The organism is Nocardioides dubius, assembly GCF_039528155.1.
GTDB classification, from domain to species: domain Bacteria; phylum Actinomycetota; class Actinomycetes; order Propionibacteriales; family Nocardioidaceae; genus Nocardioides; species Nocardioides dubius.
In genome coordinates this window covers 55,909-70,551 of the sequence record NZ_BAAALG010000007.1, presented here as the reverse complement: position 1 = coordinate 70,551, position 14,643 = coordinate 55,909, and the positions used below count along the sequence as shown (strand labels likewise).

Below are 14,643 nucleotides of genomic sequence, written 5' to 3'. Positions count from 1 at the left end.
CTAGGTCGCGGGCTGGCTACCTCTTGTACGTTAGCTTCGCCTTGGCGGGCTTGACCGTGGACGGGCCGGTGTAGCTGATCGTCAGCTTGTGCTTGCCGGGCTTGAGCTTGGCGAGGTCGAGCACTGCCTTGCCGTTGGACTTCGCCTTCAGGGTGATCTTCGCGAGCACCTTCTTGCCGTCCTTGACCACGACGGTGCCGGTCGGCTTGGTCCAGGTCGGCACGGCGACGGTGATCGTGAGCTTGCCCTTCTTCACCTTCCCGGTCACGGTGGCCGGCGCCTTGGGCACGGTGACCGGTGCGCTGGTGAAGACCGAGGGAGCCCGCATCCCGTCCGGGTCGTCGACCGTGACCCGGAAGGTCAGCTTGCGGCCTGCCGCAGCGTGGGTCACCTTGAACTTCTGGCCCGAGGCCCCGGCTGAGTGGTCGTCGGCCTCCTTGCCGTCGAGGAACCACTCCACGTAGACCGAGTCCCGGTCCAGCGCCACGCCCTTCAGCGAGCCGAAGGTCGCCACCAGGGTGGAGCCGACCGCGACCTTGCCGGTCAGTGCCGGCCGGGTCGCGAACTCGGCCGCGCGCAGGTAGAGCTGCACGTCGTCGATGACGCCGTCGAACAGGTCGAGGCCAGGTGCGGTGATCGTGCCGGTCGCGCTCACCGTGACGGTGACCGGCGCTCCGCTCTCATAGTCCGACAGGGTCTGCGGCTGGTAGTCGTCCTTGGTGAAGTGCATCCGGTAGCTGCCCGGGCGCACCGCGAGCCGGTACACCCCGGCCTCGCCGTAGGTCGGGTCGGAGCCGGTGACGCCGCTGACCTGCTGCCCGCCGGGGGTGCCGGCGAGCGGGGTAGCGGTCACCGTCACCCCGTCCAGCGGCGTGAAGTCGGGGTCGTAGACCAGGCCGAGCAGGTCGAAGGTGGCGTCCGAGCTGACCGCGGTCAGCACCGCGGCCAGGGTGACCGCCTCGCCGTCGACCGTGATCGCGCCGTCCTGACCGACCTGCACCTCGGCCGGGACATCACCGCCGAACCAGGCGTCGCGATACCGGACCGCGTTGCTGGTGCGGTCGGTGAAGCGCAGCTTGTAGGTGCCCACGCGCAACCCGTGGGCGGTTCCGGGAGCCGAGCCCGCGCCGGTGAAGGCGAAGACGCCTGCGGCATCGGTGACGGCGGTCGCGGCCACCGCGTCGTCGTCGACGAAGCGTGCCTCCACGGTGATCCCGGGCAGGCCGGTCTCCCCGTCGCTCACCGAGCCGGTCAGCGGGTGGGCGATCAGCCCGGGCAGGACGATGCTGCCCAGGTCGCCGTCCAACGCGTCCTCGCCGTCGACGGTGACCCCGGTGGCGGAGACCCGGACCGAGGCCGCGCTCTCGTCGTCCGTGGTCAGGAAGCCGCTGCCGAACGCCGGGGTGGCGGAGGTCCGCAGCTGGTAGGTGCCGGCCTTCAGGGCGAGCTCGAAGCGGCCGGCGTCCTCGCCGGCGGCGCTGACCGCGCTGGCCGGAGCGCCGAGCGGAGTGCCGGGCACCGGGGTGGCGCTCGCGGTGACCCCGGGGACGCCGTCGCCGTTGGCGTCGACCACCCAGCCGGTGACGGCGTAGGTGCTGTCGGCGCTCGCCTGCCGCAGCCGCAGGGCGGGGAGCACCGCGATCGGCTCGCCGGCGTCGAGGGTGAGGACGCCCTGCTGGGCGACCTCGAGGATGACATCGGCGGAGCCGCCGAGCCAGCCGGAGACGTACTGCGGAGCGACGCCGTCGAGGTCGGCTGCCTCGACGCTGTAGCTGCCGATCGGCAGTGGGAGGGCGTAGCCGCCCGCGACCCCGGTGGTGGCCGTGATCGGGGTGTCGTCGTCGCCGGTGGCACGCACGGTGATCTGGGCCAGGGGAGTCGACGTCGCGTCGTCGAGCACGGTCCCGTTGACGGCGAACGGCGTGCTGGCGATCGTCACCTCGGGCAACCGGTTGCCGACCAGGGGCTCGGCAGGGCTCACGCTGAGGGTGCCGTTGGGGGCCACCGTCACCGTCCCCGGGTACGCCGTGGTGAGGAACCCGGTGGCCGCGAAGCTGAGCGCATAGGTGCCAGGGAGCACCGAAAGGCTGAATCCGCCGGCGTCGACGTCGTCACCGAGCGTGGTGCCGGTGACGGTCCCGCCCGTCGCGCCGACCCCGGTAGCGGTGACGGTGAGCCCGTTGATCCCGACGCCGAGGGCATCGACCGCGGCACCCGCCAGCGGGTACTCGGCGGTCGTGCTGCCCGCCTCGAGGGTCACCGTGCCGAGCGCCAGGTCGCCGTCGACCACGAGCTGCTCCTCGTCGCCGTACCAGACGTCGACGTGGACGTGGCTCGGGTCGCTGAGGCGGAGGTAGTAGTAGCCACGCGGCACCGCGAAGGAGAAGGCGCCGCTGCTGTCGGTGACGGTCGAGGCGACCGGCTCCTCGTCGGTGGGGTCGGCATAGAGCGCGGCCCGGATGCCGGCGAGCGGCTGCCCAGCGGCGCCGGCGACCGCGCCGGTGACCGCATGCGTGGAGGTGGCCGCCAGCTCGACGTCGTCTAGGAGACCGTCCTCGATCGGCTCGCCGTCGACGCTCACGCCGCCGTCGGCAGTCACGACGAGCACCGCCTCCTCGGCGTACCAGGCGGACGCGTAGCCGCTCTTGGTGAACTCGAGGCGATGGCTGCCGGCCGGCAGCACCAGGCCGTAGCCGCCGTCGGCGCCGGTGACGGCGCTGGCTGTGACCTCGGAAGGGGTGGCGGCTGACCGTGCCTGCACGCTCACCCCGCTCACCGGGTCGCCCAGCGCGTCGATCACGGTGCCGGTCACCGTGGGCGTCGCTGCCTGGGCCGGCGCGCCGCCGAGGCCAGTCAGCGGCAGCAGCAGGAGGACGCTCAGCAGGAGGAACAGGTGGTGGGCGCGAGGACGCACGGGTACCGACGGCATGAACGGATGATCGGCCCGGCAGCCCCCGAACTTCACCAGACCGCGAGATCGGCCGTACTGGTCCAGACCGATCGCCGGTCCCTGAGAACGACGACGGCCCCGACTCCGGGGAGTCGGGGCCGCGTCATCGGTTGAGCGTCAGCGCTTCACCTTGGCGGTCTTCGCGCTGCTCTTCACCAGGGTCTTGTAGCTCGTCTTGCGGCCGGTCACCCGGACCTGGATCCGCTTGCCGGCGTCCGCCTTGGTCAGCTTGTAGCTGGCCTTGGTGGCGCCCTTGATGACCTTGCCGTTGCGCAGCCACTGGTAGGTGAGCCGGACCGGGGCAGGGCTCCAGGTGCCGGGCTTGGCGCTCAGCCTCTTGCCGACCTTCGCCTTCCCGCTCACCTTCGGTGTCGCGCCCTTGAGCACCCCGACCACGGTGGCGGTGGCGGACGAGGTCGCCTCGGCGACCGCGCCGGTGCTGGTGGTGCCGGTGACCGTGACGCTGAGCCGCTTGCCGGCATGGGCGTTGCTCACCACCAGGGTCGTGCCGGTGGCGCCGACCAGCGGCGTCCCGTTCGCGAGCCACTGGTAGCTCAGCTCCGCATCGGCGGGCGTCCAGGTGCCGGGGTTCGCGGTCAGGGTGCGTCCGGGTGCGGGCGTGCCCGAGATGCTCGGCGTGCCGGCGGTGACGTCGCCGGGAATGACCGCGGCGGTTGCTGCGGAGGTCCGCACCTCGTTGCCGTAGCCGGCCAGCGTGCCGGTGATCCGGACGGTGATCGCCTTGCCCACCTGGGCGGCACCCGGCGTGTACGTCGCGCCGGTCGCGCCCACGATCTGCTGGCCGCCGGCCAGCCACTCGTAGCTGAGGGCGACGCCGGCAGGTCCCCAGGCGCCCGGGGACGCGGTGAGCTCCTCGCCGGCCTTGGCGGTGCCGGTGATCGTCGGCGTGGCCGCGGTCAACGTGCCCTGGACGGCGCTGGTCTGCGCCGAGGTGGCGGTCCGCGGCGCGGAGGTGCCTCGGCTGCCGGTGACCTCGACGCTGATCCGCTTGCCTGCCTGGGCGTTGGTCAGGTCCAGCGTCGTTCCGCCGGCTCCGGAGATGGCCACCCCGTCCGCCAGCCAGGTGTAGGCGAAGGTCACGTCACCGGGGGTCCACGCTCCCGGGTTCGCGGTCAGCGTGCTGCCTGCCTTGGCGGTGCCGGTGATCGTCGGCGTGCCGACCACCACGTCGACCGGGGTGGTGGCGGTGGTCGCAGCCGAGGTGCGTGCCACGCTGGTGTGCCCGGCCAGCGACCCGGTGACGCGGACGCTGATGGCCTTGTCGAGCTGGGCATCGGTCAGGGCGAGGGTCGCGTTGGTGGCGCCCTGGATCGCCTCACCGGCGGCGAACCACTGGTAGGCGAGGCTCACGCCGGCCGGTCCCCAGGTGCCGGGGACGGCGGTCAGGGTCTTGCCGACCTGGGCGGTCCCGGTGATCGCGGGCCGGGCGAAGGCGACCGGGGGGTCGCCCGGCAGGACCGGGTCGTTGATGTACTCGCTCTCGGCCTCGACCGCCTGCTCGCCGGGCTTGGACCCGGTCACGTGGAGACGCAGCAGCCACATGTCGGCCGCAATGGCCTCGGTGATGGTGAGCTCGGGGTCCGTCGCGCCGGCGATGGGCTGGCCGTTCTTGTACCACTGGTAGCTGAGCGTCACGCCGGACGGTTCCCAGGTGCCCGGGTTGGCCGTGATGGTCTGGCCGAGACGAACGGCGTTGACCGTGTAGTTGCCGTGCGGGTCCTCGACCACGTGCTCGATGTCGCCGTCGATGCTGACCTCGCCGGGGGTGATCGCGGGGGTGGCGAGCTGCACGCTCAGGCTGCGCTTCATCGGTGCCGATGCGGGGAAGTCGATCGCGGTCGCCTCGGCATAGGTGTACGCGCCGTCCCCGCCGTTCCACCACTCGGCAGCGTTGCTGCCGGTGTAGGCGTCGGCCGGGAAGAAGCGCAGCTTGTAGGCGTGGGCATCGTCGTCGACGGCGAACTTCCCGTCATCATCGGTCTCGATGGGCCCGTACTGCGGCGCCTCGAACGGGTCACCAGCGTTGCGCTGGATGCGCATGTCCACGCGCGCCCACTTCATCGGCGCGCCGGTGGAGTCGGTGACCGTGAAGACGACCTTCTTGCGCTCCTCGAGCACGAAGTTCTGCGGCGCCGCAGCGGCGTTCGCGGGGACGTTCACCGTCGCAGTCTCCGTGCGGAAGGAACGGCCTTCGGCGCCGGTCCACGGACCCGAGGCCTCGACGGTGTAGCTGCCGGGGATCAGGTTCTTGGTGTAGTCGCCGTCTCGGGTGTCGTAGCTGCCGTCAGGGTCGATCTCGAAGCCGTAGCCGCCGGAGGTCGGGGTCTTCTGGACGCTGATGCTGGCACCCACGATCGGGTTGCCGGCGGCGTCCTTCACGGTGCCGACGACCCAGCCGGGCTGCTCCAGGACGATGTCGTTCATGGTGACGTTGCCGCCACGAACCTGGACATCCGTCTTCTCGTACGGGCTCCACGCGTTGTCGTAGTACTCGTACCCCAGATCGCCCGGGCTGCCCCAGCTCGACGGGTGCACCCGCACCTGGTAGTCGCCATCGGCGAGCCCGGGGGCGGTGAAGGCGCCGGTCGGGCCGGAGGACACGTAGGTGGCGTTGTCGTAGTCGTACCTGCCGTCCTCCAGCAGGCGGCTGAACTCGATGCTCGCTCCCTCATAGGGCACGGCGCTGCCGGCCGCCAGCTTCGACTTCACTACGCCGGAGACGGTGCCGGCGGCATGGGCGGACGGGATGAACAGGAGGCTGCCCAAGGTCACCGCCAGGGCTGCCAGTGCAGCGGTGAGCAAGCGTCGATGGTCCGAGAACATGGTTCCTCCAGGTCGAAGATCAAGCGGTCAGCTCGACGTCGGCGGCAGGCACCACGGTGCCCGAGCGAATGCGTCTGTTGAGGAGACGTCTACCCACCCGGTTCGTGACGAACCCCCGACTCGTCACTTGATGGTCGCTCATCCGACGCCGGGACACCCATTTCTGGACGCCCGATCCTGGGTTTATGGGGTGGTCAACCCACGTGAAAGGACTCCTCGTGTCACGACGCAATCGTGCGCTTCTCGCGGCAGGCGCCGCCGCCGGACTGGTTCTCGTCGGAACCTACGGTGCGCAGGCTGGCTTCGCGCCCACGCCGCAGGGCTTCACCAAGGACCGCTCGGCCGACCTGGCCGCCCAGATCGACTCCAGCAAGCCCCGCAACGTCATCCTGATCATCGGCGACGGCATGGACGACTCCATGATCACTGCGGCGCGCAACTACGAGAAGGGCGCCAGTGGCCGCTTCGAGGGCCTGGACGCGCTGCCGTTCACGGGTGCGATGACCACCCACGGCCTCAAGGCCGGCGAGGGCCCCGACTACCCGATCGCCTACGTCTCCGACTCGGCGCCGACCGCCTCGGGCTGGTCGACCGGCAAGAAGACGATCGACGGCCGCATCTCCCAGGGACCGAGCACCGCGGCCAACGTGCCGGGCGAGGACTACGGCACGGTCCTCGAGGAGTACAAGGCGCAGGGCAAGCTGGTCGGCAACGTCAGCACCGCCGAGGTCACCGACGCGACGCCGGCTGCGGCCGCCTCGCACATCAACGCCCGCGCCTGCCAGGGCCCGGCCGACATGGCGAACTGCGCGCCGGCCAAGAAGTCCAACGGTGGCAAGGGATCGATCGCCGAGCAGTTGGTCGACAACAAGATCGACGTCCTGCTCGGTGGCGGGCTCAACCGCTACAACCAGGCCACGGACGCCGGCCCGAGCGTCAAGGAGTACGCCGAGGCCAGCCACGACTACCGCTTCGTCGGCGACAAGGCCGGCCTGGACGCCGTCACCTCGCTGGACGACGGCCCGGTCCTGGGCCTCTTCACCGGCGGCAACATGACGCCGGAGTACAAGCCGCTGGTCGCGACCGCGCCGCCCGGTGTGGGCGGCCCCGACACCCGTTGTGAGACGGCCGATCGCGGCAATCAGCCGGACTTCGCGGAGATGACCGCGAAGGCGATCGAGCTGCTCGACAACGACAAGGGCTTCTTCCTGCAGGCCGAGAGCGCGATGATCGACAAGCAGGAGCACGCCTCCGACATCTGCGGTGCGATCGGCGACCTCAAGGCGCTCGACGAGGCGGTCCAGGTCGCGCTCGACTTCCAGGCCGAGAACCCCGACACCCTGATCATCGTCACCGGCGACCACGCCCACTCCACCCAGATCGTCGGCGGTCCCGACCAGGGCCGGCAGACGGCGACCGTGAAGACGGCCGACGGCGACCCGATGACGGTGGCCTACTCGACCGCGGCGTCGGGCTCCAACCACACCGGCACCCAGATCCGGGTGGCTGCCTCTGGTCCGCAGGCCGCCAACGTGACCGGCGTGATCGACCAAACCGACCTCTACGCCACCATGCTCGGCCGCACCCCGAGCACGCTGCCGGTCACCACGACGCCGGCCAAGCCGTCGGCCTCGGTGGCCGCGGTCAGGAAGCTGTCGAGCAAGGAGCTCGCCAAGCGCGGCGTCTCGGTCGCGGCGGCGGCCTCGGCCTCCACCTCGGTGAAGGTCAGCCTGGTCAAGGGATCGAAGACCCTGGCCAGCAAGAAGGTCGCCAAGACCGGCGGTGTGGTGACGCTGAAGGCCAAGAACGTGACCGGCAAGGTGACCGTGGTGATCACCGCGACCGGCCCGGGCGGCAAGGCCTCCGCGAAGACCAACCTGACGATCACGCGTCGCTGATCATCTCCGCGCGAAGGGCCGGCCCAGGTGGGTCGGCCCTTCGTCGCATCTCTCGGAGGTCGGTTGGCGGGCTACCCCAGGTCGAGCCGGTCGAGACCGGCGCGGGACAGGTGTGGTCCCTCGGCGTCAAGGTGTGAGTCTGCTCGCACAGGGTCCGTGCAATGTCGCGGAAACCCTTGCGAAATAAGGGCTTCCTAGCCTCGACGGCGCCCCATGGAAAGGAAGCACTGATGACTTCTCGTACTCGTGCCCGCAGGCTCGCTGCCACGGTCGCACTCACTCTCACGACCGGGCTCTTGGCCGGCACCGGCATCTCGGGGGCGTCTGCCGCGCCGGCCAAGGTCGAGCCCAGCACCTGGCCGACGTTGGCGGCTGCCCTGCAGCCGGTGATCGACGACGCCGAGCGGCGCGGCGTCGAGATGGGCCTCTTCGTGGCCGATCTCGACGGCGCCTTCGGTGGCGCGCGCCTGCACCTGGGGGAGCAGGGCAGGTTCACCACCGCCAGCACGATCAAGCTCTCGCTCGCGGCGACGGTGATGCACCAGGTCGAGTCGGGGACGCTGAGCCTCGAGGACGTGGTGACGTTGCAGCCCGCCGATCTGGTCGGCGGCTCCGGCGTGCTGAAGAACAACCCGTTCCCGCAGGACGTCACCGTCGGCCGGATGCTCGACCTGATGATCACGGTCAGCGACAACACCGCGACCAACAAGCTGGTCGACGTGGTGGGCGGGCACGGCCCGATCAACGCGTTGAGCCAGGATGCCGGGATCGCCAAGGAGGACCTGCACTTCGGCCGCAAGATGTTCGGCGCGATCGTGCTGCCGGACGGCGACATCTGGGCAACGCCTGCCGGGTTCGAGCAGCTGCTGGACCTCTTCTACGCAACGGCGGAAGGCTCCCCGAATGCGGGCTTCCTCTCGGTCGCGAGCGCCGAGCACATCCTCGCCCTGATGCAGCGTCAGCAGGTGAAGACCAAGCTCGGCACAGCGGTGCCGCCAGGCGTGGTCGCCCACAAGACCGGTGAGAACGACACCGTCAGCCACGACCTGGGGTACTTCCTGATCCCGGGCCGGGACCTGGCGATCGGGGTCTTCACCCGCAACGAGCGGGGCTACGCGAGCGCTGCCTGGGCCGCGATCGCCGAGCCCTACGTGCAGAAGGTCGCGGCACTCGTCTACGCCGAGCAGCTGAGGGGCGCGACGCCGATGCGCTCGACGACGAAGCTGACCCTGAGCAAGAAGCGGCAGGTGAAGGGCAAGAAGCCGGTGACGGCGAAGGTGACGGTCCGCGCTGCCGTGGGCACGCCCACGGGCAAGGTGCTGGTCCGGGTCGGTGGCAAGAAGGTGGCCCTGGTGACTCTCAAGGCCGGGGTCGCCGCGGTGAGGTTGCCCAAGCGGCTCGCGGTCGGCAACCAGCGGATCGCGGTCAGCTACCAGGCGACCAACCGCTTCGCCTACGCCGCCTCCAGCGCGACCGCGGCCCTGAAGGTGACCAAGAGGTAGCCGTCTCGGCCTGCTCGGCCGCCGCCCGCGGAGTCTGTTGACCCTCGCGCGGCGGCCGACCTGTCAGTGTCGGACGTGGGTGTTCTGCTGGTTCCATGATCGAGATCGACGCCACGCACACCCCGTATGAGGTCACGGACCTCGACGCGGGGTGTCTGCTCGCGGTGATCTCCGAAGGGCGTCACTCGGCGTTGGTGCTGGGGCGTCAGCAGCTGCGGTTGGCGCATCAGTGGTGTGTGGTGAACCCTGTGGTGGACGGCGGTTCGTCGGCTTCGTGGTGTGACGACGCGGCATTCGCCTCGCTAGATCTGGACGACTTCCTCGGGGGCGAGGGCACCCCGGCGGTGGCGGCGTTCGCGGCGGAGGAGTTCGCGGCCGCCTCGGGCATCTCCCGCTATGCGGCGTTGTCGCTGCTGGCGGATGCGTTGGACCTCCACCACCGCCTCCCGCTGTTGTGGGCGCAGGTCGAGCTGCTGGAGGTGCCCGCGTGGAAGGCCCGCCGGGTCGCGGAGCTCACCCGCAAGCTCTCCCGTGAAGCGGCCGCGTGGTTCGACAAGACCCTCGCGGACGGCGAACGCTACGGCTGGCCGACCATCGAGCGGGTGCTGGCGATGGCGGTGGCGAAGTTCCACCCGGAGCTGGTCCGCGACAAGAACGGTCCGTTGACCAAGGCGGACTGGGACGTGCAGTTGAACCACCGGTACGGGCCGGACGGCGCCGCGTCCGGCACGTCGACGCTGGACGTGGTCGGCGACTCGCTGGATCTCGCGCGGTTCCATGACCTGGTTTGTGACGAGGCGGAGAAGTTGAAGCGCGCGGGTGACACCGACACGTTGGGTCAGCGCAAGGCCAAGGCACTCGGCAGCATCGCGGAAGCGCAGGGCACGCTCGACTACGAGGGCTCCGACGCGCTCAACCACCGCGATCACCGCGACCACGCTGCCGGTGACGCGGGCGGTGCGGCAAGCGAGCCGGTGTCGCAAGGGCGTCGCCTCGGCCGCGGGCTACGGGTGTTCGTGCACACCACCCTCGCCGACCTCTTCTCCACCGACGACCTCACCCTCGCCGACGCCGAGCGCCTCGGCCCGATCCTCATCGAGCAGCTCACCGACTGGCTCCAGCGGCACGGCTCCATCGCCAGCATCACGCCGGTGATCGACCTGAACCGCACCGGCGCGGTCGACCGTCACGACCCACCTGCCTGGATGGCCGAGCAGGTCCGGCAACGGGATCAGCATTGCGTCTTCCCGCACTGCACGCGGTCCTCGTCCGATGCGGACCTCGACCACATCGACCCGTACAACGAGACCGGACCACCGGGCCAGACGAACCCCGAGAATCTCGCGCCGTTGTGCCGCCGTCACCACCTGGCGAAGACCTTCGCTGGCTGGAGATACGTCCGCAACCGAGACGGCACCTACACCTGGACGAACAAGCACGGCCACACCTGGCTCGTCACCCCACTCGGCACCATCCAACTCGACTGAAGCACAGCACCCCCGCCACCTCCGGCAGCCACCAGGTCACCGGAGGCGTCGGCGCGCCCGGACCGCCTGCGGCGCGCCCGGACCGCCTGCGGCGCCCGCGCACACCTCAGCCAGCGATGCCGCACCGTCCGTGAGCCGGGTCACGGCACCCCCTGGGAATAGCGCGTGCAGGGGAGTCGGTTGGGCCAAGCGTGTGGAGTGAGGTGTCGACCCGTGGCGAGCTGCTGACGCGGCGACTCGTCGTCGACCTTGCACGCACGCAGAGCTCTCGCTGTCCTCGATGACCGCTGCCCGCTGACGCCACCCGGCCGCGGGCCCTCTCCGTCATCGACTCTGCCGTACCCGCGTGCGCACGGCACCTGAAAGGCAATCCCCTGTGAGTACCACTTCTGCGGCGCCCAAGACGCGCCGCCGACTGCTTCCCTCCTTCGGCGTCCAGGTCCTGATCGGTCTGGCGCTCGGTGTGATCCTGGGCCTGATCGCGCGCGAGATGGGGCCGGACGGCACCAGCGCCGACGGCGTGATCGACCCGAACTGGCTGACCGAGACGCTGACCACCGTCGGCAGCACCTTCGTCACCCTGCTGCGTGCCGTGGTCCCGCCGCTGGTCTTCTTGGCCATCGTCGCCTCGATCGCCAACCTGCGTGAGGTGACCGGTGCCGCCCGTCTGGCCTGGAAGACCCTGCTCTGGTTCGCGATCACCGCGCTGATCGCGGTCGTGATCGGCATCGTGCTGGGCCTCGTGCTGAAGCCGGGCGAGAACGCCGGCGTCTCCGCTGACGCCGCCGCCGCTCCGGGCAGCACCGGTTCCTGGCTCGACTTCCTGACCGGTCTGGTCCCGGCCAACGTGCTCGGCATCCAGGCCAGCGCCGCCGGTGACGGCAGCATCGGCATCTCCTTCAACGTGCTGCAGATCCTCGTGGTCGCGATCGCCGTCGGCATCGCCGCGCTCAAGGTGGGCGAGGCGGCCGAGCCGTTCCTGACCGTGGTGCGCTCCGCGCTGAGCATCGTGCAGAAGGTGCTCTGGTGGATCATCCTGCTGGCGCCGCTCGCCACCGTCGGCCTGCTGGGCAAGGCCGTGGCCACCTACGGTTGGGACGCGCTGGGCTCGCTGAGCACCTACGCGGTCGCGATCTACGCCGGTCTCGCCCTGGTGCTGCTGGTCGTCTACCCGGCCCTGCTGCGCCTCAACGGCCTGTCGATCAAGCAGTTCTTCACCGGTGCCTGGCCCGCGATCTCGCTGGCCTTCGTCTCCCGCTCGTCGGTGGGCACGATGCCGGTCACCAAGTCCGTCACCGAGCGGAACCTGGGTGTGCCCAGTGCGTACGCCTCCTTCGCGGTCCCGCTCGGCGCGACCACCAAGATGGACGGCTGCGCCTCGATCTACCCGGCCATCTCGGCGATCTTCGTGGCTCAGTTCTTCGGTCTCGACCTGTCCTTCACCGACTACCTGCTGATCGCCTTCGTCTCGGTGATCGGCTCGGCCGCGACCGCCGGCGTCACCGGCGCCACGGTGATGCTGACGCTCACCCTCTCCACCCTGGGCCTCCCGTTGGAGGGCGTCGGCCTGCTGCTCGCCATCGACCCGATCCTCGACATGGGTCGCACGGCGGTCAACGTGGCCGGCCAGGCACTGGTGCCGGCGATCGTCGCGAAGCGGGAGGGCATCCTCGACCAGGACGTCTACGACGCACCGCGCTCGGGCGAGGCCTGGCGCGAGGACGACGCCGTCCCCGTCGCTGCCTGAGGCTCCACTCCGGAGCAGACGCCGAACGACAGCGGCCCCGTCCCAGGTGGGACGGGGCCGCTGTCGTCGTGCTGACGACGGTCGGCGGGCGGCTAGGAGATCTTGGTGATAGTGACGCGCTGGCTGGTCCGCACGGTGCCCAACAGGTTCGACGCCACCCAGACGCCGAGACGCTCCCCGGCCTCGGCGTTGAAGGTAAAGGTGCGCTCGATGTTCTGCGTGGCGAGCACGCTCTGGTTGTAGGTGCTGATCAGCGAGCTGCCGGGGATCGTCGAGTCCGCCGGGGAACCGCCGGTACCCAATGTCGCGTGGGTGGTGATGCCGACCAGGGCGAGCGGTGCCTGGATGCCGAGCTGGTAGGTGACCTGGTAGGTCCCCGCCTCGGTGAACTCCCAGGTCACCGGCGTCAGGTAGTCGCCCTCGTCGTTGAGGGGCACAGCCGTGTCGTTGAAGCGTTGCGGAGTGTTGATCACCAGGATCGGGATGGCGATGGTGTTCGGCTCACCCTGATTCGCCGGGGTCGTGTAGACCCCGCCTCCCGCGGCGTCACCGGCCGGACCCTGGGGGCCAGGAACGCCAGCCGGCCCGGTCGGCCCGGGAGTGCCGGGCGCCCCGGCCGGTCCGGTGACGCCCTGGGCGCCTGCCGGCCCGGGTGGGCCCTGCGGACCGGCGGCGCCGGTCTCGCCCTGCGGCCCCTGGGCACCCGAGCCCAGCACACCGGGCGCGAAGTCCTCGGCGCGCAGCGTTCCGTTGCGCACCACACGGGAGGTCACCGCGCCGGTCCGCAGCTTGTGCACGCCGATGCTGCCGGGCGCGAGGTCGGGGTTGCGGATGACGCGCTCGGCGAGGTCCGCGCCGTAGGCGCCGGAGACGGAGAGCCCGACGGCGAGTGCGACGCCGGTGCTGGCGATCGCGATGCCGGTGCGCCGCGAGGGCCGGGGGAGGGTTCGGCGCGGACGGGGATCGGTGGGAGGGACGGGGGCCGAAGGCATGAGTTCTCCTCGGTCGGATGGGCAGTGATCCGGTCCACCTGGAGGGTCTCGCCTCGGTCCAGCGGACGCCTTGTAGGGAGGGGCCGCTCAGCAACGTAGCGGCTCCGACTTCTCGTTGTCCGTGAATTGGCGTGGCCCGATGGGGCAGACTCGAAGGCGATGCAGCCAGAGAACCGTTTCGAGAGCGATCCTGACGAGCTACTGCCCGATGACGCGACCCTGCCGTCCGGGTACTCCATCGAGCCACCCGATCCCGGAGATCCGGCTCTGGTCGAACGGCTGACCACGCTGTGGCGCCGGCACCAAGAGGTAGGCCGGGGCTGGGCGAGCGCCGACGCCGACGACGTCCGCGTGGAGATCGGCAAGCGCGGGCAGCGGGTCCGCGAGAACGTGGTGATCCGCGACGACGACGGCCGGATCATCGCCTGGGGCATGGTGCACGACCGCTCGGTCGCCCGGATGGTCTTCCGCCCGGTGATCGATCGCGACTGCACCCCGGCGCTGGCACGGCGGTGCTCCGCGGTGCTGGTGGCCTGGGCCCAGGGACAGGCGATGGAGGTGGGCAGCGCTCGCGGGCTCGACGTCCAGCAGATCGACACCGAGGCGTTCGCCGACGACACCGGCTACCAGGATCTGCTTGCGCGGACCGGCTTCACCAAGGTGCGCGAGTGGTGGCACATGTCGCGGCCGGTGACCGCCGAGGAGGCGGCGCTGGTGCCGGACCCGCAGGCATGGCCCGGCGACGGCGTCCGCTTCCGGCTGGTGGCTCGCGACGCCGAGGGACTGCCCGAGGAGGCGGACCTGCGCCGCGTGCACGACGTGCTCGAAGAGGCGTTCACCGATCACTTCAACTCCACCGAGGAGACCTTCGAGGAGTTCGTCTTCCGGCTCCGCGAGGACCCGGGCCACCGCTGGGACCACTGGTGGCTGGCCGAGCTGGACGACGGTGCCCCGGCCGGGGCACTGGTGGGCACCGAGCTCGTCGGTGACCCGCCCGGCTCCTATGTCGCCTACATCGGCGTGCTCGCCAAGGCCCGCGGCCGGGGAGTGGCCAAGGGTCTGCTGCACACCGTGATCGCGGACGCCGCTCAGCGCGGCCGCAACCGGGTCGGCCTCGAGGTCGACGCCGACTCGCCCACGGGCGCCGATGGGCTCTACACCGCGATGGGCTGGACGACCAGCTATGTCACCCAGTCCTGGCACCAGGACATCGTGATCGTCTC

8 protein-coding genes are annotated in these 14,643 nt (G+C 70.6%); 5 read left to right on the top strand and 3 right to left on the bottom strand.

Annotated features, from left to right (window positions below; translation table 11 throughout):
• Positions 1–16 precede the first annotated feature (16 nt).
• Together ABD151_RS09100 and ABD151_RS09095 are read right to left on the bottom strand one after the other, a co-directional pair.
• Complete coding sequence (locus ABD151_RS09100; protein ID WP_343993512.1) at positions 17–2,929, bottom strand: carboxypeptidase regulatory-like domain-containing protein; 2,913 nt, start codon at positions 2,927–2,929, stop codon at positions 17–19.
• A 138-nt stretch (positions 2,930–3,067) separates the two neighbouring features.
• Positions 3,068–5,773: a hypothetical protein gene (locus ABD151_RS09095; RefSeq protein WP_343993510.1), complete on the bottom strand. Its 2,706-nt coding sequence runs from the start codon at positions 5,771–5,773 to the stop codon at positions 3,068–3,070.
• Between the two features lie 239 nt (positions 5,774–6,012).
• On the opposite strand from ABD151_RS09095, the gene ABD151_RS09090 reads away from it, so the two are divergent.
• The 4 genes from ABD151_RS09090 to ABD151_RS09075 all read left to right on the top strand — a co-directional run bounded on the left by ABD151_RS09090 (position 6,013) and on the right by ABD151_RS09075 (position 12,428).
• On the top strand, positions 6,013–7,692 hold the full coding sequence (locus tag ABD151_RS09090; RefSeq protein WP_343993508.1) for an alkaline phosphatase: 1,680 nt from the start codon (positions 6,013–6,015) through the stop codon (positions 7,690–7,692).
• Positions 7,693–7,922: 230 nt separating this feature from the next.
• Complete coding sequence (locus ABD151_RS09085; protein WP_343993507.1) at positions 7,923–9,194, top strand: serine hydrolase; 1,272 nt, start codon at positions 7,923–7,925, stop codon at positions 9,192–9,194.
• Between the two features lie 95 nt (positions 9,195–9,289).
• The gene (locus ABD151_RS09080; protein ID WP_343993506.1) at positions 9,290–10,681 is read left to right on the top strand and encodes an HNH endonuclease signature motif containing protein; all 1,392 of its coding nucleotides are present in this window, start codon (positions 9,290–9,292) and stop codon (positions 10,679–10,681) included.
• A 376-nt stretch (positions 10,682–11,057) separates the two neighbouring features.
• Positions 11,058–12,428: a dicarboxylate/amino acid:cation symporter gene (locus ABD151_RS09075; protein ID WP_343993505.1), complete on the top strand. Its 1,371-nt coding sequence runs from the start codon at positions 11,058–11,060 to the stop codon at positions 12,426–12,428.
• A gap of 92 nt (positions 12,429–12,520) precedes the next feature.
• Here the strand turns inward: ABD151_RS09075 and ABD151_RS09070 are convergent, their stop codons facing one another.
• Positions 12,521–13,420, bottom strand: a complete 900-nt coding sequence (locus ABD151_RS09070; protein WP_343993503.1) for a hypothetical protein — start codon at positions 13,418–13,420, stop codon at positions 12,521–12,523.
• A gap of 159 nt (positions 13,421–13,579) precedes the next feature.
• On the opposite strand from ABD151_RS09070, the gene ABD151_RS09065 reads away from it, so the two are divergent.
• Positions 13,580–14,643, top strand: a 1,064-nt coding sequence (locus ABD151_RS09065; protein ID WP_343993501.1) for a GNAT family N-acetyltransferase, incomplete at its 3' end; no start/stop codon positions are given.